20 protein-coding genes and 1 pseudogene are annotated in these 19,600 nt (G+C 64.0%); 16 read left to right on the forward strand and 5 right to left on the reverse strand.

Going from position 1 to position 19,600, the window contains the following annotated elements:
- The first annotated feature begins 84 nt into the window (after window positions 1–84).
- The 8 genes from LDZ21_RS24460 (at window position 85) to LDZ21_RS24495 (ending at window position 7,359) form a co-directional block, all read left to right on the forward strand.
- Window positions 85–801: a YrzE family protein gene (locus LDZ21_RS24460; RefSeq protein ID WP_244797218.1), complete on the forward strand. Its 717-nt coding sequence runs from the start codon at window positions 85–87 to the stop codon at window positions 799–801.
- Window positions 802–839: 38 nt separating this feature from the next.
- Window positions 840–1,289: a DUF2382 domain-containing protein gene (locus LDZ21_RS24465; protein ID WP_244797219.1), complete on the forward strand. Its 450-nt coding sequence runs from the start codon at window positions 840–842 to the stop codon at window positions 1,287–1,289.
- Window positions 1,290–1,374: 85 nt separating this feature from the next.
- Window positions 1,375–2,235, forward strand: coding sequence for a YsnF/AvaK domain-containing protein (locus tag LDZ21_RS24470; protein WP_244797220.1), 861 nt, complete (start codon window positions 1,375–1,377; stop codon window positions 2,233–2,235).
- A gap of 224 nt (window positions 2,236–2,459) precedes the next feature.
- Window positions 2,460–2,663, forward strand: a complete 204-nt coding sequence (locus LDZ21_RS24475; protein ID WP_035962526.1) for a cold-shock protein — start codon at window positions 2,460–2,462, stop codon at window positions 2,661–2,663.
- A 178-nt stretch (window positions 2,664–2,841) separates the two neighbouring features.
- Complete coding sequence (locus tag LDZ21_RS24480; protein ID WP_244797221.1) at window positions 2,842–3,060, forward strand: hypothetical protein; 219 nt, start codon at window positions 2,842–2,844, stop codon at window positions 3,058–3,060.
- A gap of 391 nt (window positions 3,061–3,451) precedes the next feature.
- Window positions 3,452–5,773, forward strand: a complete 2,322-nt coding sequence (locus LDZ21_RS24485) for an EAL domain-containing protein (protein WP_244797222.1) — start codon at window positions 3,452–3,454, stop codon at window positions 5,771–5,773.
- A 14-nt stretch (window positions 5,774–5,787) separates the two neighbouring features.
- Window positions 5,788–6,522 carry an iron-containing redox enzyme family protein gene (locus LDZ21_RS24490; RefSeq protein WP_244797223.1) on the forward strand — a complete coding sequence of 245 codons (735 nt, stop codon included), beginning with the start codon at window positions 5,788–5,790 and terminating at the stop codon, window positions 6,520–6,522.
- Window positions 6,523–6,630: 108 nt separating this feature from the next.
- On the forward strand, window positions 6,631–7,359 hold the full coding sequence (locus LDZ21_RS24495; RefSeq protein ID WP_244797224.1) for an OmpW/AlkL family protein: 729 nt from the start codon (window positions 6,631–6,633) through the stop codon (window positions 7,357–7,359).
- A 48-nt stretch (window positions 7,360–7,407) separates the two neighbouring features.
- Here LDZ21_RS24495 and LDZ21_RS24500 read toward each other — a convergent pair whose 3' ends face one another.
- From LDZ21_RS24500 to LDZ21_RS24520, 5 genes and pseudogenes are all read right to left on the reverse strand, one after another.
- A complete protein-coding gene (locus tag LDZ21_RS24500; protein WP_035962519.1) occupies window positions 7,408–7,671 on the reverse strand; it encodes a DUF3072 domain-containing protein in 264 nt (87 codons plus the stop codon).
- A gap of 62 nt (window positions 7,672–7,733) precedes the next feature.
- Complete coding sequence (locus tag LDZ21_RS24505; RefSeq protein ID WP_244797225.1) at window positions 7,734–8,609, reverse strand: LysR substrate-binding domain-containing protein; 876 nt, start codon at window positions 8,607–8,609, stop codon at window positions 7,734–7,736.
- A 375-nt stretch (window positions 8,610–8,984) separates the two neighbouring features.
- On the reverse strand, window positions 8,985–9,680 hold the full coding sequence (locus LDZ21_RS24510) for a CBS domain-containing protein (protein WP_244797226.1): 696 nt from the start codon (window positions 9,678–9,680) through the stop codon (window positions 8,985–8,987).
- A 121-nt stretch (window positions 9,681–9,801) separates the two neighbouring features.
- Window positions 9,802–10,437 (reverse strand): annotated as a pseudogene (locus LDZ21_RS24515) (MDR/zinc-dependent alcohol dehydrogenase-like family protein); the annotation flags it as partial.
- Window positions 10,438–10,583: 146 nt separating this feature from the next.
- Window positions 10,584–11,513 (reverse strand): LysR substrate-binding domain-containing protein, encoded by a 930-nt coding sequence (locus tag LDZ21_RS24520; protein WP_244797227.1) that lies wholly within the window; start codon window positions 11,511–11,513, stop codon window positions 10,584–10,586.
- Between the two features lie 156 nt (window positions 11,514–11,669).
- Between LDZ21_RS24520 and LDZ21_RS24525 the strand changes: the two genes are divergently transcribed.
- The 8 genes from LDZ21_RS24525 to LDZ21_RS24560 are packed head-to-tail and all read left to right on the forward strand — an operon-like array spanning window position 11,670 to window position 19,579.
- Window positions 11,670–12,725 (forward strand): ABC transporter substrate-binding protein, encoded by a 1,056-nt coding sequence (locus LDZ21_RS24525; RefSeq protein ID WP_244797228.1) that lies wholly within the window; start codon window positions 11,670–11,672, stop codon window positions 12,723–12,725.
- Window positions 12,726–12,771: 46 nt separating this feature from the next.
- Window positions 12,772–13,851, forward strand: a complete 1,080-nt coding sequence (locus LDZ21_RS24530) for an ABC transporter ATP-binding protein (protein ID WP_035962512.1) — start codon at window positions 12,772–12,774, stop codon at window positions 13,849–13,851.
- Window positions 13,838–14,710, forward strand: a complete 873-nt coding sequence (locus LDZ21_RS24535) for an ABC transporter permease (RefSeq protein WP_244797229.1) — start codon at window positions 13,838–13,840, stop codon at window positions 14,708–14,710. The genes LDZ21_RS24530 and LDZ21_RS24535 overlap by 14 nt, the downstream gene beginning before the upstream one ends.
- Window positions 14,711–14,726: 16 nt before the next feature.
- Window positions 14,727–15,524: an ABC transporter permease gene (locus LDZ21_RS24540; RefSeq protein WP_244797230.1), complete on the forward strand. Its 798-nt coding sequence runs from the start codon at window positions 14,727–14,729 to the stop codon at window positions 15,522–15,524.
- The gene (locus tag LDZ21_RS24545) at window positions 15,521–16,657 is read left to right on the forward strand and encodes an NAD(P)/FAD-dependent oxidoreductase (RefSeq protein ID WP_244797231.1); all 1,137 of its coding nucleotides are present in this window, start codon (window positions 15,521–15,523) and stop codon (window positions 16,655–16,657) included. Before LDZ21_RS24540 ends, LDZ21_RS24545 begins: the two co-directional genes overlap by 4 nt.
- A gap of 7 nt (window positions 16,658–16,664) precedes the next feature.
- On the forward strand, window positions 16,665–17,018 hold the full coding sequence (locus tag LDZ21_RS24550) for a (2Fe-2S)-binding protein (protein ID WP_035962723.1): 354 nt from the start codon (window positions 16,665–16,667) through the stop codon (window positions 17,016–17,018).
- On the forward strand, window positions 17,008–18,414 hold the full coding sequence (locus LDZ21_RS24555; protein WP_244797232.1) for an NAD(P)/FAD-dependent oxidoreductase: 1,407 nt from the start codon (window positions 17,008–17,010) through the stop codon (window positions 18,412–18,414). The genes LDZ21_RS24550 and LDZ21_RS24555 overlap by 11 nt, the downstream gene beginning before the upstream one ends.
- A complete protein-coding gene (locus LDZ21_RS24560; RefSeq protein ID WP_244797233.1) occupies window positions 18,407–19,579 on the forward strand; it encodes an NAD(P)/FAD-dependent oxidoreductase in 1,173 nt (390 codons plus the stop codon). Before LDZ21_RS24555 ends, LDZ21_RS24560 begins: the two co-directional genes overlap by 8 nt.
- The last annotated feature ends 21 nt before the right edge of the window (window positions 19,580–19,600 follow it).

Below are 19,600 nucleotides of genomic sequence, written 5' to 3' on the forward strand. Positions count from 1 at the left end.
GCACAACGCTTGCGGAAAGTGGTCACCGGACGCGTAATCGCCAAGTGCGGCCATGCGGAAGGTGTGACCTGTCAGGGGGACATCATGAAACTTCTCACTACGCGCGATGGCCTGCCACGGCTGTCGTGGGGCTCCATCATCGCGGGCGTCATCCTGTCGATGGTCGTCTATCTCATCATGAGCGTGCTCGGCACGGCGATCGGGGCATCGTTGCTCTCCCCGATGTCCAGGCCCGATGCGCTGCATGGCTTCGGTTTCGGCTCCGGCGTATGGGTGATCGTCACTACGGTCCTCGCTGTTTTCGTCGGGTCTTACTACGCGGGACGTTGCGCGCCCGTGCTCGGGTGGCTGCATGGCCTGCTCGCGTGGGCCGTGATGACGCTTCTCATCGTCTATGGAATGACGTCGCTCATTACGGGCGCGGTCAGCACGGCTGGCAGCATCGCCGCGACCAGCGCGCAGGTCGGCGCGACGGCCGCGAATCAATCAGGCGGCACAAGCCAGATGATCGATTCCGCCAAACAGCAAGTACAGGCGGCGCTGGCGTCGGCGGCGTCCGCCGCATCGAGTCCCGAAGCCGAGCAGAACGCGCGTCAGGCCGCCGACACGGCCGCTCGCAACGTCGCTCGCGCAAGCTGGTTCTCGTTCGCGGCGCTAATCGTCGGCGCGATCATCGCCATTGTCTCGGGCAACGCCGGATTCAGGCATCAGCCACCGTTCGAAGAAGGCGGCGGGTCGGCCACCACGCGCGACGCCGCAGCCGCGCGCAACCGCCCTTTGCAAACCGGCGGACGCGCGTGAGCGTCGACGTTACCCACACATGAGAAACGGAGAACCCGATGAACCCGGACGAAACGCCCAGGCACGTCACCCCATCGACGGATTCGTCCGACGAAGTTCGGCTCTCGGCGGTGCAGGAAGAACTCGCCGTCGGCGTGCGAACGACCGAGACCGGCTCCGTGCGCGTGCGCAAAGTCGTGCACGAAGAGATGCAGCCCGTGCCGATGCGGCTTGCCACCGAGCAAGTCGAAGTCACGCGCGTGCCCGTGAACCGGGCCGTCGATGAGCGAGCGGAGCCACGGCGCGAAGGCGACACGCTCATCGTTCCTGTCTACGAATACGTGCCGGTAGTTCGCATGCAGCTCAGTTTGAAAGAAGAGGTGCATATTCGGACGGTACATGCGCAGCAGGACGTCGTGCAGCAGGTTCTGTTGAACTCGGAAGAGTTGATCGTCGAGCGGCGCGAAGGCACGGACGGCGAATGGAAACCGGATCGCACCGGCGAATGAATCAAGCGGGAACGCGCGTTGCGCTTTCTGTGCACGCGCTTCAACTTCGGCCTGCGTACGCCTTTATTGTTAAGGAGATCATGCAATGACTCAGACCATCATCGGTGTATTCAACACCATCCAGGATGCGGAAGTTGCCCAAGCCCGCCTCGAAGCGGAAGGCTTCGCCAGATCGGACATGAGCGTGCACGCGCAGGACGCGACGAGCACCACTGACGCCGATCTGACCACGCGCAATGGCACCGCCGGCACGTCCGACACCGGCTATCACGAAGGCGCGATGTCGCGTATCGAGCACTTCTTCAAGAACCTGTTCGGCGACAACGACCGGCCGGAAGAGATCGGTCATTATCAGGAAGCGGTTCGCCGCGGCGGCGCGTTGCTGACCGTCGATATCGTGAACGAGTCGGATAGCGAGCGCGTGCGCGATGCACTTTATGCAGCGGGCGCAATCGATATCGACGCGCGCGTCGCCCAATGGCGCAACACCGGCTACACCGCCTACGACAGCAGCGCCCCCGCCTACACGGCCGATGAAATCGCCGCCGAACGCAAGGCGTTCCCGGTCGTTCAGGAATCGCTCGAAGTCGGCAAGCGCGAAGTGCAGACGGGCGGCGTGCGTGTCTATTCGCGTGTGACCGAAACGCCCGTCAGCGAGTCGGTCAATCTTCGTGAAGAACACGCGAGCATCGAGCGCCGTGCTGTCGACCGTCCCGCGACGGCCGCCGATCTGAAGGAAGGCTTCGTCGAGATCCGCGAAACAGCGGAGCAGCCGGTCGTGGCGAAGACGGCACGCGTCGTCGAGGAAGTGGTCGTCGGCAAGGAAGCGTCGAACCGCACGGAAACCATCACGGACACCGTGCGCGGCACCGAAGTGGAAGTGGAGCGGACCACCGGCGTTGAAGGCACCGCCGACGTTCCTCCGGTGAAGAAGACGCCGCTCTGATCGCGGCAGCGTTTAGCGGTCCGTCACGTGCGGGCCGCTGAACGCGAGCTTATTCAAAAAATAGTTGACCGATTCGATAGAGTTCGGCATAATCCACTGTGAAGTTCAAGAAGTCGATTGCTGTTCATCAATAGTCCGATTCCCCCCGGTATTCGTTGTCCACTCCCTCCTTGCTGCTTCGCCCTGCTCACTGAGCGATCACACTTATTCATTTCAGGATTCTCATGGATACCGGTACGGTTAAATGGTTCAACGACACCAAGGGTTTTGGCTTCATCACGCCGGATAACGGCGGCGACGATCTTTTCGCCCACTTCTCGGAAATTCGCGCGGACGGCTTCAAGACGCTCGCAGAAGGCCAGAAGGTGAGCTTCGAAACGAAGCGCGGCCCGAAGGGCATGCAAGCTTCGAACATCAAGCCGGTGTAAGTTTGCTGCACATCGGGAGCTGAATAATCGGCTCCCGATTTCTTGCTGGTCCGCTTTACCTCCCCTCCGCGTTCCTCCGGCCAAGACGTTCCCAGGCCCATTCCCCCAAGCGTCTCTCAGGCGCGGCATTTCAAGACTTTCCGTACTTTGACGGAAGGCATTTACCTACAAAATTAAAATGACATCAAATCAACATTACCGCGGTTATGCGGTGCATCCCTTCGCACATCAACTCGGCGATAACGGCTTTTCCGCGAACCTGCTGCTCGAGCGCGCCGACACGGATTGCGGCGACCCAGCCTATCAGTTTTATTCGCTCGACTACTTCTCGAAAGAAGCCGACGCCATTGCTTATTCGCAGCGATGGGCGGAGGACTGGATCGACGCGCGAGGCTAAATCGCCCGCGCCGTGCCTTCGACGTGCCGCTCGGTAACGTCGACACTCCCCCTTTCCCGCCTTGCATTTTTTCCCTCGCAGCACATTATCGGACTCCCATTCCGATAATTAAGATTCAACGCGCCAAACGTTTGCCCGCGCAGGCAACGCCTTCAGTCGCCGCTGCAACTGCCGTTATCGGTGGAAGGAGGCTTATCCGGCTTTAGCCGTCGATACCTCTCCCCCGACCCTGGCTTTGCAGTCGCATCGTTCCGTCGTTTAAGAGCGAATAAGAAAGGAAAACATGCGCGTTGCCTCTAAAACGACGAATCGGCAGTTGTTCAACACAATCTGGCCATTCCTGGCGGTCGTCATCTCCCTATTGGCGATGGCGGCTACGAGCCTGGCGATCATGTCGTCTGTGCGTGCTTATATCGGCGGGGAAAGTACCTGGTCGAAGGGGCAAAAGGACGCAGTGTTCTATCTCGTCCGCTACGCACAGACCGGCGATGAACAAGCGTTCTCGGAATACCAGAGCGCGATCGCCTATCCGCAGAATCTCAAACGCGCCCGTCTCGCGCTCGACCGCCCCGATCCCGATGTGCCCGAAGCACGCGCCGCCCTGCTGGCGAGCGGCGTGTATCCGGCCGATGTCGGCGCGGTCATCTGGGTCTATCGCACGTTCCGCCGCGCAAGCTATTTTCAGGAAGCCGTGGCGTACTGGACGGCCGGCGACCTGCTCGTCGACAAGCTCGCCGATGCGGGCCGCCAGTTGCGCGCCGCCGTGAAACGCGGGGACGCCGGGCGCGCCGACGTCGACCATCTCACCGACGAAGTCTGGAACATCAACGGCGCGATCGCCCCGACCTCGCGCGCCTTCGCCGACGTGCTCGGCTCCGCGTTCCGCCAAACCGCGATGCTGCTGTTCACGGTCAACGTCGTGATCGCCGTGCTGCTCGTCTGTTTGTCCGGCTGGTACGCGCGGCGCTTCATCACCGCGCGGCTCGCGACGGAGAACGCGCTGCGCCGAAGCGAAGCGCGCGCCAAGGCGACGCTCGGCTCGATCGGCGAGGCGGTGATCTCGGTCGGTCCGTCGGGTCTCGTCGAGTTCATCAATCCGGCAGCGGAAAAGCTCTTCTGCCGGGAAGCGGCGGCCTGCGTGAACCGGCCGCTCGGCGCGCTCGTGACGGTGGCGCGCGAATGGGACCGCCGGCCCGTCGACGTGATCGACGAGGCGCTGAAGGAAGCGGAGCCCGAAGACGTCAGCGGCGACCTGATTCTGACGAACGCGATGGGCGTGGATATCGTCGTGCAGGCCATCACGTCCGTCGTGCGCGATCAGTCGGATGTGCTCACGGGCGTCGTGCTCCTGCTGCGAAACATGACGCGCGAGCGCGAGTACGTGTCGAACCTTGCCTGGCAGGCGACGCACGATGGCCTGACGGGCCTGCTCAACCGCACTGAATTCGAGCGGCGTCTCAGCAACGCGCTCGATCGCGAATCGGACATCGATCCGTCGCATCGCGCGCAAATGCTGATGATGCTGGACCTCGACCAGTTCAAGGTCGTCAACGATACCTACGGTCACGCAGCTGGCGACGCCATGCTGCGCGAAGTCGCGCTATTCATCGAAGAATGCCTGCGCGAAGACGACGTGCTCGGCCGTCTCGGCGGCGACGAGTTCGGCGCGCTGCTCTGCAATTGCGACAAGCAGACCGCGATGCAGATCGCCGAGCGCTTGCGAAAGGACGTCGCCGCGTTCGAATGGTCGTGGGAGACGCATCGCCTGTCGACGAGCGTGAGCATCGGCGTGGTCGATCTTCGGCAAAGCGGACTCGATGTCGAGACCGCCATGCGTTATGGCGATATCGCGTGCTATCTCGCGAAGGAGCGCGGCCGCGATCGCGTGCATCTCGCGGTGCCCGGCGACAAGGAACTCACGCGCCACGCGAGCGAAATGTCGTGGTGCGGACGCATCAAGGACGCGCTCGCCAACGACCGCTTCTGCCTCTACATGCAGGAGATTCGCGCGACCGAACTGGAGGCGGGCGATCCCAGCGGCATCGCATACCCGCGCCATGCGGAAATTCTCCTGCGCATGGTGGGCGAACGCGGCGATATCGTGCCGCCGGGGCTTTTCATGCCGGCAGCGGAGCGTTATGGGCTGATGTCGGCCATCGACCGGTGGGTCGTGCGCGCGGTGTTTTCCACGCTATCGCAGACGCCGCAAAGAGAACGGATGGAATACGCGATCAACCTTTCGGGCGCATCCATCGGCGACGAACGCTTCCTTCAGTTCCTGAACGAGCAGTTCGCGGTCAGCGGTGTCGCGCCATCGTCGATCTGCTTCGAAGTCACCGAAACCACCGCTGTCGCCAATCTCGCCGCCGCCGCGCGCTTCATCCGCGAACTGAAGAAGCGCGGCTGCAAGTTCGCGCTCGACGACTTCGGCGCGGGCATGTCGTCGTTCGGCTATCTGAAGCACTTGCCGGTCGACTACATCAAGATCGACGGCGGATTCATCAAGGACATGCTTAAAGATGCCGTTAACCGAGACATGGTGGCGGCGATCAACGACATCGGTCATTCGATGGGCCGTCTGACCATCGCGGAATACGTGGAAAGCGAGGCGATTCATCGCGCGCTTCGGGAGATGGGCGTCGATTTCGTACAAGGCTTCCATGTCGGGCGTCCCGAACCCTGGGCGCAGCACGTCGAACCTATCAACATCTAACAGGAGAGTACGTTTTGGATCCGACTTTTCAGCGGGTTGGCGATCTGAAGGATATCGCCAGCTACCCGGCATGGCTTGGCGACGTTTTGGCCGAGACGAACGAAGCGAAACAAGGCGTCGTCAGGCATCCGATTTTCGCGGCAATGCGCGAGGCGAAGCTGGAAGCGCGTCAGGCAGAGGCGTTCCTCGTCAACGGATGGCCGGTCGTCGAGCAATTCCCGCAATACATGGCGATGAACCTGCAAAAGCTGCGCTACGGCCACTCGCGCGGCGAAGACCTCGCGCGGCGTTATCTGACGCGCAATATCCGCGTTGAGCAGAATCACGCGGATTACTGGGTGGACTGGGCCGCTGCACACGACGTCAGCAAGCGCGCACTGATGAAGGCCAATGGCCCGACGCTCGCGTATGCGCTTAGTCACTGGTGCTGGAAGAGCAGTAGCACGGACGCGCTCGCGGCCAGCATCGCGGCCACGAACTTCGCGATCGAAGGCGTGACCGGCGAATGGGCGACGCTCGTTTGCAGCAGCGACACGTATGCGAACAGCTTCCCGGTATCGATCCGCCGCAAGGCGATGCGCTGGCTCAGCCTGCATGCGCATTACGACGACGCGCATCCGTGGGAAGCGCTGGAGATCGTGGCCACGTTGCTCGGCAATGCGCCGGGTGTCGACGAAGTGCATACGGTGAAGCGCAGCATCGAGATGAGCTATGAGTACTTCAAGATGAGCCTCGACTGCTGCCTGTAGCAGACGGCTTCCCGCTGTATCAAGAGTGTTATCCGCAGCCGCACACGAGATGTCGTGTGCGGAGTGGATACGCTCTGCCCGGCAAACTGGAACCAATCTGGACAAGAGATGAAAAAGAAGCAATTTGCGTGTGCTGCCGCAGCGGCCCTGTGTGTCACGGGCGCTCACGCACAGGCGGCGGGAAGTGTCGTCGTGAACGCCGGGTGGATGCATTTCGCACCGCAGGAATCGAGCGGCCCGTTCAAGATCACCGCGTTGGGGCAGACGACGACGGCGCCCGGCGCGGGCGCATCCGTGAGCGATGCCGACACGTTCGGTCTCACGGCGACGTACTTCATCACCGATCACATCGCCGCTGAAGGCGTGATGGGCGTGCCGCCGAAGTTCAATCTGTACGGCACCGGCACGCTGGCTCCGTTCGGCAAGCTCGGCTCGGCGCGCGAATGGAGCCCGACGCTGCTCCTGAAGTATTACTTCGGCGGCGCGCAAAGCCGCTTCCGCCCTTACCTGGGCGCGGGCGCATCGTACGTGTGGTTCTCGGGCGAGAAGTTGAACGGCGCGATGTCGAGCGGCGCCTTCCTCTATTCGAGCCAGTTCGGCAACGCGCTGACCGGACCGACGACCGTCAAGCTCAGCAGTTCGTTCGCGCCTGTCGTGAACGCGGGTCTCTCGTACAACTTCAACGAGCACTGGTCGGCCGCGTTCTCGGTGTCGTACATGTGGCTTAAGACCCGTGCGACGATGGAAACCCAATCGGCGGTGGGCACGGTCAAGAGCGAATCGAAGATCAAGCTCGATCCGATCGTGACGTTCCTCTCGGTCGGCTACAAGTTCTGAGTGTTCTCGCGATGCCGCCGCCGTGACGGGCGGCGGCTCATCGCCGGCTCAGGACTTTTGTCCGCGGCCTGTCTTTTCCTGCAGTTCTTCGATCCTGCGCGAAGCGTCCGCCTTCGTCAGCGATGGATCGAACGGCTCCTTCGCCTCTTCCGATAACGTCTTCAGATACGACGCCTGCGCGCCGGTCATCGGCTCGTCGCCCGTGACCCAATCGTCGGGATCCTTCTCCGCATTCGAAGTGGGCGATGCCTTCGGGTTGTCGCTGGGCGCGTTGCTTTGAGCATCGTCGCGTTCGGTGTCTTTCTCGTTCATTGTGCGGTTCTCCTTGCGGGTGCCTGGTCGATGATGACAGCGCGCAAAGAACGTGCCTTGCCTCATCCACGCGACAGCGCCGCGCGCACATGCGATACGAATCGCGCAGTCACCGGATTCTCCCGCGCCGATGCCCACGCCAGCCCGACGCGCCATCTCGCGTCCTTGCCGGGCAACGGCAGAACGGTCGCATCGCGCAACAGATATTGCGCACGCGAGGGAATAAACGCGACGCCGACGCATGCCGCGACCGACGTCAGCACGGACTGCACGTCTTCCGCATGCTGCGTGATGTTCGGCACGAAGCGCCGCGCGCCGCACCACCGGTCGATCTGAGCGGCGAGACCCGGCCCGCGCGCGCGCGACAGCGCAATGAACCCGATGTCGTTGAGCACCGCAAGGTCTGAAGGAAGGCGCTTGTACTGGCTGTGCGGCGGCATCGCCAGCGCGAGGCCTTCATCGACGACCTTGAACGACGCCAGTCCCGCGCCCGCCGGCAAGCGCAGAAAGCCGGCGTCCAGCTTGCCCGCGAGCAGCCGCCGCTCCTGCTCGGCCGAAGACAGATCGCTCAAAGTAATGGCCACGCCCGGATTCGCGCGACGGAAATCCGCGATGATATTCGGCACGAGCGTCAGCACCGACAGGCAGATGCCGATGCGCAGATGCCCGGTTCGACCGCTGCTCGCGTCACGCGCACGCGCGAGTAGGTCGTCCGCGTCGCGAACCAGCGTCTGTGCGTCGGGCAGGAAACGCTCGCCGAACAGCGTGAGTTCCGCGCCATGCCTTCCCCGCTCGAACAGCTTGCCGCCGATGCTCGCCTCCAGCGCACCGATCTGCTTGCTGAGCGCGGGCTGGCTCATATGCAACGCGTCGGCGGCGCGGCTGAAATGGCGCAGTTCCGCGACCGCGAGAAAGGTTCTGGGCAGCCTGATTTCCATTCGTTTTGGTGATTGAACGCCGCAAATCATTCATTTTACAAATCGGGCGCCACAACGTTCAATAGCTACCTGAACTTTCGATCGAGGTAGCGTCATATGTCATCTGAAAAGTTTCCGCCGAATGCGAGTGCGCCTGATGCGCGCGCTCAGTCGAAACTCTCGCCGCGCGTCAGGCGCATTCAGGTTGGAGAAGCACCGGCGCAGGATCGGCCTTTGACTGGGTCCATCGCGTTGAGCTTTGCGGTGGTTAGACGGAATATGGGGAGTTCGGCGAAGTAGGGGCGCGATGAACGCCTGTCGAACCGGACTGCCTCGATTGCGGCTGCGGAGCGCAATCTGGATGGTGTTGCGATGCAAACCAGTGCCCGGATCCGCTCAAACCCCCGGCATCATCGGATAGGCAACCGTATGATCCTCCACGCGCTTCACGCCGGGGATATTCTCGGCCGCGATCCGCATCGCGTCGATCTGATCCGTCGACCACACCGCGCCCCACAAGTGCACGACGCCATCCTGCACGACGATATTGCGCCCGGGAAACGCCCATTCCCGCCCCGCGACCTCGCCCATCAGCATCGCGCGAATGTCCTTGTCGGTTGCTGGGGTACACGGCGCGCCCTTCGCTACCGGCGCCGACGCCAGCGCCTGCACGAGATTCGAGCGGCTCACGATGTCGACGAGCCGGTGATCCCGCAGCACCGGCACGCGCTTGATATGCCGCGTTTCCAGCACCGAGGCAACCTCGGCAAGCGACGCATCCTCCTGCACGCACACCACATCGCGGCTCATGATTTCGCCGACCGTGCGCGCATGCGACTTCACGTAGTCCGCCGCGCCATCGGAGCCGATCAGATCCAGCCACCACGAACGCCTGCCTTGCCGCTTCTCGGTGTCCGTCTCGCTGCGATGAAGCAGGTCGCCTTCACTGACCATGCCGATCACGTGCCCGTCTTCATCGACGACCGGCGCGCCGCTGATGCGGTGCTTGACCAGCAATTGCGCCAACTCATGAACCGTCGTGCCGGGCGTGACGGAAAGGACGGTCGAGGTCATTACATCGCGTGCTTGCATGATGGGCTCCGGTGGTGATAAATGATCAGTTGATCGAAACGATGCCGGTTTCGCTAATCACGATACGCCTCGCGCAATGTCCCGCCTTGACGGGCGTCAATTGCGGATGAGATGCGAAGCCTCAACCGTCCATGCGCAACACCGCCGCACCGGAGACGCGGCCCGCGCGCAGATCGGAGAGCGCATCGTTCGCATCGTCGAGCGCGTAGACGCGTGTCCGCAAACGAAGCGCGATGCCATCCGCGCGCGCCATGAACTCCGCGCCGTCCGCACGCGTCAGGTTCGCCACCGGCACGATCCGCCGTTCGCCCCATAACAGCGCATAGGAGAACGCGGGAATGTCGCTCATATGAATGCCGCCGCACACGACGACACCCCCCTTCGCGACCGCTCCGAGCGCGACCGGCACGAGCGCACCGGCGGGCGCGAAGATCAGCGCCGCATCGAGTTCGTCGGGCGGTGGTTCGCCGCTGCTGCCGGCCCAGCTCGCGCCCAGCTCCAATGTCAGCGCCTGCGCCGCCTCGTCGCCGGGACGCGTGAACGCATAGACCGCGCGCCCCTCGCGCCGCGCGACCTGCGCGACCTGCGCGACCTGCGCGACCTGCGCGACCTGCGCGACGATATGCGCCGCCGCGCCAAACCCATAAATGCCGATGCGCTTCGCGTCGCCCGCCATCTTCAGCGTCCTGTAGCCAATGAGTCCGGCACACAGCAGCGGCGCCGCGTCGAAGTCCGGGTAGCGCGACGGAAGACTTACGCTTCCAGTGTTCCCGCGATGACCCTCGCGAGCGTTGATCCAGATCAATGCCCGGACGCGCTATCTGCGCAGAATCGATGACTCCGCGCATGCCATGTTGTCGATGGCGTGCATCGCATTCGCCCACGAAACATCACGCGCCAGGTTCAACGCGATGCCCGCGCGCCGCGCCGGGGCGGGACCACTTCTGCGAGCAGCTCGTAATGCAACTGGCGCAGGATTTCGACGAACGCCGAAGTAAGCCGCTCGCGCGGCCGATGCGGCGGAAACAGCAGATATGTCGGGAAAAGCGTGGCCGGAAGAAACGGACGAATGGCGATTTCCGGTCCCGCAAAGTCCCGCGCGACGATCGGATGCGCGAGCGTCACGCCCATGCCGTGCCTGACCATTTCGCAGCTAATGGCGGTGTATTGCGCTTCGATCGCGAGCACGCGTTCGACGCCGGCGCGCTGGAATACCTCGTCCATCAATGCGCGCGTGCCGTCGCCATGACACAGCGAGATGAACGATTCGCCTTCGAGATCTTCGGGCTTGATGCTGCGCTTCGCCGCCAGCCGATGCGACGCCGGCATCACACAGACGGCTGCGACACTCGATAACTGCTCGACCTCGCAATCGGACGCCTCGCTGACATAGACCGCGACGCCAAGATCGCAGAACTGCGAAGCAGTCCAGTGATTGACGGTGCCCGACGTATTCACGTGCAGCGACACCGTGACTTCCGGAAACTGCGCGACGAATCGTTTGATCGCGTGCGGCACGAGCGTCATGCCCGCGGATGGCATCGCCGCAATGCGCAGACGCCCGCTGCCCAGATTGCGTATTTGCGCGGCGGCATTGGCGAGCCCTTGCAGGCCCACGAACGCGCGCTCGACTTCGCGGAAGAATGCCGTGCCTTCGCTTGTCGGTATCAGACGCACGCCGCTGCGCTGAAAAAGCTGCAGGCCGGTATCGCGTTCAAGCTGCGAAATCAGCCGGCTCACGTTTGGCTGCGACGTGAACAGCGCCTTGGCTGCGGCGGTCATCGATCCCGAGACCATCACCGCGCGAAAGGCCTCGATGTGCTTCAGGTTCATGCGCGTTTTCCCTCATCGGAATAACCATGGTCCATATCATTCCTGCATGGATAGGTATTTTATTCGTATTGGACGATATGACACGCCGGCGCGACACTGCATCTCAACGACAGGCTGCAAAGTCCCCCACACATACCGGTACTGGAGATCGTCGTCATGAAAAGAGCGCTGCATCGCCGTCTTTCCGCCCCTGCCCGCACCGCCATCGCGGCGCTTTCGCTGGCTGCCCCGCTTCTCGCACACGCCGAAACCACGCTCTACGTGGCGAACGTCGGCGGCTCGAACGAGCAGTTGTATCGGCAGAAGGTGATACCGCCGTTCGAGAAGGCGCATAACGTGAAGATCGTCTACGTCGCGGGCAATTCGAGCGATACGCTCGCGAAGCTCCAGGCGCAGAAAGGGCATCAGCAAATCAACGTCGCGGTGATGGACGACGGTCCCATGTATCAGGCGATGCAGCTCGGCTTGTGCGCGAAGGTCGAAGACGCGCCCGTGATGAACGATCTTTATCCGCTTGCGAAGCTCGGTCCGACGGCGGTCGGCGTCGGCATGGTGGCGACGGGCATCGGCTACAACGAGGAAGCGTTCAAGAAGGCGGGCCTGCCGCCGCCCGATTCGTGGAAGGTGCTGTCGGACGCACGCATCAAGGGCAAGCTGGGCGTGCCGCCGATCACGAATACGTATGGCCTGCATACCCTCGTGATGCTCGCGCGCATGAACGGCGGCGGCGAAAAGAACATCGATCCCGGCTTCAGCGCGATGACGAAGCAAGTCGCGCCGAACGTGCTTTCGTGGGCGCCGACGCCCGGCGAAATGGACGGCCACATGCAGTCCGGCGACGTGATCGTCGCGCCGTATGGCAGCGGCCGCGCGGTCGCCCTGCAAAACACGGGCTTTCCGCTCAAGTTCATCTACCCGAAGGAAGGCGCGGTCGCGTTGCAGGTGGCCGCATGCACGCTCGCCGAGAACGCGCAGCCGCAACTGTCGCAGCAATTCGTGCAATACCTGCTGACCCCGGAAGTGCAGACGATGCAGGCGCAAGCCATCGGCCTCGGTCCGGTCAACAAGACGGTCAAGCTCACCCCGGAGATCGCGGCGCGCGTGCCTTACGGCCCGGAGCAGATCGGCAAGCTGACCGCGATGGACTGGACGAGCATCAACCAGCATCGCACGGAATGGACGGAGCGCTGGAATCGTTCGGTCGAACGCTGATTCCCCGCCCGCCTCGTGCACGTGACTCGATGAAGGAGCAAGGCGCATGGCCTTCCTGACTTTGCAGGGCATTTCGAAACGCTACGGCGATTTCACCGCGATCGAGCAGCTCGATCTTTCTGTCGAACGCGGCGAACTGCTGTCGCTGCTCGGGCCTTCGGGCTGCGGCAAGACGACGACGCTGCAAATGGTGGCGGGGTTCGTGACGCCGACCACGGGCCGCATTCTGCTCGATGGCCGCGACATCACGCACGAGCGTCCGGAGAAGCGCGGCATCGGCGTCGTGTTTCAGAGCTATGCGCTCTTTCCGCATATGACGGTGGCGGGCAATGTCGGCTTCGGACTCGAGATGCGCAAGGTCAAGCGCAAGGAGCGTGAAGCGCGCGTCGCCGAGGCGCTCGCGCTCGTTCGCCTCAACGGCCTCGGGCATCGCTATCCGAAGGAACTGTCGGGCGGGCAGCGGCAGCGCGTGGCCATTGCCCGTGCGATTGCGATGGAGCCGGAACTGCTGCTGCTCGACGAACCGATGTCGAACCTCGATGCCAAGCTGCGCGAAGAGATGCACATCGAGTTGCGCGGTATTCAGAAGCGGCTCGGCATCACGACGATCCTCGTCACGCACGATCAGGTCGAAGCGATGACCATGAGCGATCGCATCGCGGTGATGCATCGCGGCACCATCGCGCAACTGAGCACGCCCTACGACGCCTACGAACGCCCCGCGACGCCGTTCGCATCGACGTTTCTCGGCCGCACCAATGCGTTCGCCGGCGAAGTGCTGCGGCGCAATCCGCGTTGCGCGGAAGTGTCGGTTGCGGGCGCGACGCTGCACGTTCCGCACGAAGGCCGTCATGTGGATGGCGCGGTGAACGTCTACATCCGCCCCGAAAAACTGCATCTCGCCAATGGCGATGCCCGCGTGCGCGGACGCATCGCGACGCGGGTGTTCGTCGGCAATCAATGGCTGCTCGAAGTGGAGACACACCTCGGCAAGCTGCGTGTCGCGCAGCCGAATCACGGCGCGCCGCCGCCCGAGGAAGGCGATGAAGTCGGTCTCGACTGGACCGACGACGACCTGCGCGTGCTCACGCAAGACACGGCCGGAGGCGCTCATGGCCACGCTTGACGACACCCGTCCGGGCGCCGCGCCCTGGCTGTTGTCCGGTCCCGCGCTGCTGCTCTTCATCGGCCTGTTGCTGGTGCCCCTGCTGCTCACGCTGATGCTCTCGTTTCGCGTGTTCAGCGATACCGCCGGCGTGCAGAGCGCCTTCACGCTGTCGAATTACTGGGAAGTCGTTAGCGATCCGTACTATGGCACGATCTTCCTGCGCACCGCCGGCCTCGCATTCGCCGTCACGTTGCTGTCGATCGTGCTCGGCGTGCCGGAGACCATCGTGCTTGCGCGCATGAAGCGGCCGTGGCAGTCGCTGTGCCTGCTCATCGTGCTCGGCCCGCTCCTGATTTCCGTCGTCGTGCGCACGCTCGGCTGGCAGATCCTGCTCGGCAACAACGGCGTGCTCAACAACGTGCTGCAGGCGCTGCACATCACGGACGAACCGATCCGCCTCGTCTTCACGATGACCGGCATGATCATCGCGCTGACACATGTGCTGGTGCCGTTCATGGTGATGTCCGTGTGGGCGAACATGCAGAAGCTGGACAGTCAGGTCGAATGGGCCGGCCGCTCGCTCGGCGGCTCGTCTTTCGCGGTGTTTCGCCGCGTGGTGCTGCCGCAGATCATGCCGGGCGTGCTGTCGGGATCGATCATCGTGTTCGCGCTGTCAGCATCGGCTTTCGCGACGCCTGCGCTGATCGGCGGACGACGCCTGAAAGTGGTCGCCACCGCCGCGTACGACGAGTTCCTCGGCACGCTTAACTGGCCGCTCGGCGCGAGCATCGCGGTGCTGCTGCTGATCGCTAACGTGGCGATCGTGATGGGCTGCAGCCGTCTCGCGGAACGCCGCTTCAAGCACATCTTCGACTGAGCGCGAGAGGACTCCCATGAAACAGAACGGCATACTCGGCCTCGTCTATAACGCCTTCTTCCTCTCGTTCATCATTGCGCCGCTCGCGGTCGTGATGCTCGTCGCGTTCACCGACAAGGGCTTCATTTCGATGCCCTTCGAAGGCGCGTCGCTGCGCTGGTTCCGCGCGATCATCGAGAACGGCGACATCGTCGCGGCGTTCTGGCTCTCGGTGCGTCTCGCGTTCGCGGCGGCGACCATCGGCGTGCTGCTCGCGGTGCCCGCCGCGCTCGCCATCGCACGCTATCGCTTTCCGGGCCGCGCCGCGCTGACGAGCTTCTTTCTCTCGCCGATGATGATTCCCGCCGTCGTGCTCGGCATCGCGTTCCTGCGCTTCCTGTCGCTGCTGCACCTGTCGGGATCGTTCTGGTCGCTGGTCTGCGCGCACGTGATCATCGTGCTGCCGTATGCGCTGCGGCTCGCGTTGTCGTCGGCGGTCGGGCTGGATCGCGATGCCGAACGCGCCGCGCTGTCCTGTGGCGCGAGCCGCTTCACCGCCTTTCGCCGCGTGGTCCTGCCGATGATCCGCACCGGCGTGGCGGGCGGCTGGGTGCTGTCCTTCATCCAGAGTTTCGATGAACTGACGATGACCATCTTCGTCGCGACGCCTGGCACCACCACGCTGCCCGTCGCCATGTACAACCAGATCGCGCAGACCATCGATCCGCTGGTCGCATCGGTGTCGGCGGTGCTGATCGTCGGCACGGTGCTCCTGATGATTCTGCTCGACCGCATGGTCGGACTCGACCGCATTCTGATCGGAGAAGCGCGATGACACACACAAGCACCGCCAGCGCCGACGTACTGGTTCTCGGCGGCGGCCTCGTCGGTTCGGCCGTGGCCTACGGGCTTGCCCGCGAAGGTGCACGCGTGACCGTGCTCGACGAGGACGACGGCGGCTTTCGCGCGTCGCGCGGCAACTTCGGACTCGTCTGGATTCAGGGCAAGGGGTACGGGTTATCGCCTTACGCACGCTGGTCGCGCAGTTCGGCCACGCGCTGGCCGGCGCTCGCCGAGGCACTGTTGCAGGAGAGCGGCATCGACGTGGCGTTAAAGCAGCCGGGCGGCTTCCATTTCTGCTTCAGCGACGACGAACTCGCCGAACGCGAGAAGCGCCTCTCGACGCTGAAGGCCGAACTTGGCGACTATCCCTACGAGATGCTCGATGCCGCCGATGTGCGCGCGCGCATTCCGCAAGTCGGCCCCGCCGTGCTCGGCGCAAGCTATACGCCGATGGACGGCCACGTGAACCCGCTCAAGCTTCTGCGTGCGCTGCATGCCGCGATGCAGGCGCGCGGCGTCAAGCTCGTATCGGGCGAACGGGCGGAGCGCATCGAGCCGCAGGCGAACGGTTTCGTCGTGCACGGCAAACGCGGCACGTATCGCGCGGCGCGCGTGGTGCTCGCGGCGGGCCTCGGCAATCGCACGCTCGCGCCGTTCGTCGGAATGCATGCGCCGGTGGCGCCGAATCGCGGGCAAGTGCTGGTCAGCGAACGCGTCGCGCCGTTCCTTCATTACCCGACGCTCAACGTGCGGCAGACCGACGAAGGCAGCTTGCAGTTCGGCGATTCGATGGAAGAAGTCGGCTTTGACGACTTCACGACAACGCACGTGCTCGCCGATATCGCACGTCGCGGCGTGCGCGCCTTTCCGATGCTGCAGAACGTTCGGCTAGTCCGCATGTGGGCCGCGCTGCGCGTCTACAGCCCCGATGGCTTCCCGATCTACAACGAATCCGAAGTGCATCCCGGCGCGTTCGTCGTCACGTGCCATAGCGGCGTGACGCTGGCCGCCGCGCACGCGATGCGCATCGCGCCGTGGGTCATGGGCGCGCCGATGCCCGACGAACTGCCCACGTTCTCCGCGCGCCGTTTCGAAAGCGCCGAGCAGCTGACACTTGCACACTGATCCCGACATGACTTCACATACAACGTTGTTTAAGCCGCTGAACGCCGAAGGCGCGCCCATCGACATCTGGTTCAACGATCAGCGTTTGTCCGTGCCGGGCGGGCGCTCGGTGGCGGCCGCGTTGCTGGCGGCGGGCGTGTCGCGGTTTCGTGCGACGCCGGTCTCGGGCGCACCGCGTGCGCCGTACTGCATGATGGGCGCGTGCTTCGAATGCCTCGTCGAGATCGACGGCGTGCCGAGCCGCCAGAGCTGCATGGTGGAAGTGAAGGCCGGCATGCGTATTCGCTCGCAGGAAGGCGCACGCGATCTTCCGCCGATGGATCTGACCGATGCCCCGCTGGAGAACGCACATGGCCGCTGATTTTGCATCCGAAGCCGTCGATGTCGTCGTGATCGGCGCGGGCCCCGCTGGCATGAGCGCGGCGACCGTCGCGGCGCGCGCGGGCTTGAGAACCGTGTTGCTCGATGAACAGGACGCCGTCGGCGGGCAGATTTATCGCGGCATCGTAAAAGCCGACGCGCAGCGCAAGCAGATACTCGGACCGGATTACGCGGCGGGGGCATCCATCGCGCAGGCCTTCGCGGCTTCCGGCGCGCGCCACGTGACCAACGCGACCGTGTGGCAAGTCACGCGCGAGCGCGGCGTCAACTATCTGAAGGACGGCAAGATCGGCAGCTTCGACGCGCAGCGCGTGATTCTCGCGAGCGGCGCGCTGGAACGCCCGTTCCCGATTCCCGGCTGGACGCTGCCCGGCGTGCTGACGGCAGGCGCGGCGCAAATCCTCCTGAAAAGCGCGGGCGAAGTGCCCGCCGCGCCGCCCGTGCTCGCGGGCTGCGGGCCGCTTCTCTATCTGCTCGGCTGGCAATACGTGCGTGCCGGCGTGCCGATCCGCGCACTCGTCGATACGACGCGCCATGAGGATCGCTGGCGCGCGAAGCGTCACATGCTGTCGGCGCTGCGTGCGTGGCCGTTCCTGTCGAAAGGGCTGCAACTGATCCGCACCCTGCGCGAAGCCGGCGTGCCGATCTTCGAAGCCGCCGACGATTTGCGCGTGGAAGCGCGCATCGGCACGGACAACGTGGAGCGCGCCGCGGCACTGAGCTTCACGACGCAGGGCGCCGCGCATCGCATCGAAGCCGATGTGATCCTGCTGCATCAGGGCGTCGTGCCGAATACGCAGTTCACGCAGGCATTGCGCGCATCGCACCGATGGGACGATGCCCAATTGTGCTTCACGCCCAAGGTCGATGAATGGGGCGAGCTGGATGTGCCCGGCATCTTCATCGCGGGCGATGGCGCGGGCATCGGCGGCGCGCAGGCGGCGGCCTTGCAGGGCACGCTCGCGGGCCTGGCCGTGGCCGCGCAACTCGGCGCGGTCGGCCACGCGAAGCGCGATGCGGAAGCCATCGCCATCCGGCGTGCGCTGGCGGGCGTGCTGCGCATCCGGCCGTTTCTCGACAGCCTCTATCGTCCGCGCGACGTCAACCGCATTCCGCGCAACGAAACCATCGTGTGCCGCTGCGAGGAGGTCACCGCGGGCGAGTTGCGCAAGTTCGTCGAACTGGGGTGTGTCGGGCCCAATCAGGCGAAATCGTTCGGACGCTGCGGCATGGGGCCGTGCCAAGGCCGCATGTGCGGTCTCACGGTGACGGAAGTCATCGCGGATGCGCGGCGCGTCTCGCCCGCCGATGTCGGCTATTACCGTATTCGTCCGCCGATCAAGCCGCTCACGCTCGGAGAACTCGCCGGTGAATGACGCACGCGCGGTACAGGAAGCCGATGTGCTCGTGATCGGCGGCGGGCTGCACGGCACGAGCAGCGCGTTCCATATGGCGCGGCGCGGCGCGAAGATCTTCGTGCTCGAAGCGGACTACGTCGCGCGGCATTCGTCAGGCGTGAATGCAGGCGGCGTACGCACGCTCGGGCGTCCGCTGCCGGAGATACCGCTTGCGTTGATGTCGCGTGAGATATGGCATGACATGACGGAACGCATCGGCGAGGACGGGGGATTCGTTCCATCTGGACAGCTGAAGATCGCCGAAACCGACGATGAACTCGAAGACTGCCGCAAGCGTGTTGCGCTGCTGGAATCGCACGGTTTCACGCATGAAAAGGTGATCGACCGCGAGACCGTGCTGGAACTCGAACCGGCGCTCGCGCGGCACGTGACGGGCGGCATATGGGTCGAGCGCGACGGCTATGCGCTGCCCTTTCGCACGACGACGGCGTTCCGGCTCGCGGCGCAACGGGTCGGCGTGCGCTTTCTCGAAGGCACACCGGTGCGCCGCATCGAACAGCAGGGCACGCGCTGGTTGGCTCACACGCCCCAGGGCGCCTTCAGCGCGGAGAAGCTGCTCGTCACGGCGGGCGCGTGGTCGGGCGAGCTGGCGAAGCAAGTCGGCGAACCGGTGCCGGTGCATCCGGAAGGACTGATGCTGATGGTCACGCATCGCGTGGCGCCGTTCTGCCGCGCGACGCTCGGCGCAACGGGCAGGCCGCTATCGTTCAAGCAGTTCGACAACGGGACGGTGGTGATCGGCGGCAAGCTGATCGGGATTGCGGAGCTGGCGAACCGGCATGGCGAAGTGGATTTCATTCGCCTAGTGCGCAGCGCGCAGACGGTCACGGACTTGTTCCCGCATCTGCGTCATCTCGGCGTGAACCGCGCATGGGCCGGCGTCGAGGCGTTCACGGAAGACGAACTTCCGGTGATATCCGCGAGCCGCAAGGCATCGAATCTCTATTACTCGTTTGGCTACTGCGGCAGCGGATTCCAGTTGGGACCGGGCTGCGGACAACTCGTTTCCGAACTGATGCTCGACGGCTCGCCATCCATTTCGCTCGATGCCTTCGCGGTCGATCGATTCGATCGCCACGGAACGGCATCGGCGGCAAGCGCGCGTCATCTGGCGACTCACTAACTCAACCACTCTTTAACGGAG

The organism is Caballeronia grimmiae, from assembly GCF_022879615.1.
Classification (GTDB): Bacteria; Pseudomonadota; Gammaproteobacteria; order Burkholderiales; family Burkholderiaceae; genus Caballeronia; species Caballeronia grimmiae.

Bases quoted from the DNA above. Each gene is read 5' to 3' on its own strand.
- LDZ21_RS24475 (WP_035962526.1), top strand. From the start codon at position 2,460: ATGGATACCGGTACGGTTAAATGGTTCAACGACACCAAGGGTTTTGGC.
- LDZ21_RS24460 (WP_244797218.1), top strand. From the start codon at position 85: ATGAAACTTCTCACTACGCGCGATGGCCTGCCACGGCTGTCGTGGGGC.
- LDZ21_RS24495 (WP_244797224.1), top strand. From the start codon at position 6,631: ATGAAAAAGAAGCAATTTGCGTGTGCTGCCGCAGCGGCCCTGTGTGTC.
- LDZ21_RS24480 (WP_244797221.1), top strand. From the start codon at position 2,842: ATGACATCAAATCAACATTACCGCGGTTATGCGGTGCATCCCTTCGCA.
- LDZ21_RS24555 (WP_244797232.1), top strand. From the start codon at position 17,008: ATGGCCGCTGATTTTGCATCCGAAGCCGTCGATGTCGTCGTGATCGGC.
- LDZ21_RS24505 (WP_244797225.1), bottom strand. From the start codon at position 8,609: ATGGAAATCAGGCTGCCCAGAACCTTTCTCGCGGTCGCGGAACTGCGC.
- LDZ21_RS24540 (WP_244797230.1), top strand. From the start codon at position 14,727: ATGAAACAGAACGGCATACTCGGCCTCGTCTATAACGCCTTCTTCCTC.
- LDZ21_RS24525 (WP_244797228.1), top strand. From the start codon at position 11,670: ATGAAAAGAGCGCTGCATCGCCGTCTTTCCGCCCCTGCCCGCACCGCC.
- LDZ21_RS24510 (WP_244797226.1), bottom strand. From the start codon at position 9,680: ATGCAAGCACGCGATGTAATGACCTCGACCGTCCTTTCCGTCACGCCC.
- LDZ21_RS24545 (WP_244797231.1), top strand. From the start codon at position 15,521: ATGACACACACAAGCACCGCCAGCGCCGACGTACTGGTTCTCGGCGGC.
- LDZ21_RS24520 (WP_244797227.1), bottom strand. From the start codon at position 11,513: ATGAACCTGAAGCACATCGAGGCCTTTCGCGCGGTGATGGTCTCGGGA.
- LDZ21_RS24550 (WP_035962723.1), top strand. From the start codon at position 16,665: ATGACTTCACATACAACGTTGTTTAAGCCGCTGAACGCCGAAGGCGCG.
- LDZ21_RS24465 (WP_244797219.1), top strand. From the start codon at position 840: ATGAACCCGGACGAAACGCCCAGGCACGTCACCCCATCGACGGATTCG.
- LDZ21_RS24500 (WP_035962519.1), bottom strand. From the start codon at position 7,671: ATGAACGAGAAAGACACCGAACGCGACGATGCTCAAAGCAACGCGCCC.
- LDZ21_RS24530 (WP_035962512.1), top strand. From the start codon at position 12,772: ATGGCCTTCCTGACTTTGCAGGGCATTTCGAAACGCTACGGCGATTTC.
- LDZ21_RS24535 (WP_244797229.1), top strand. From the start codon at position 13,838: ATGGCCACGCTTGACGACACCCGTCCGGGCGCCGCGCCCTGGCTGTTG.
- LDZ21_RS24470 (WP_244797220.1), top strand. From the start codon at position 1,375: ATGACTCAGACCATCATCGGTGTATTCAACACCATCCAGGATGCGGAA.
- LDZ21_RS24485 (WP_244797222.1), top strand. From the start codon at position 3,452: ATGTCGTCTGTGCGTGCTTATATCGGCGGGGAAAGTACCTGGTCGAAG.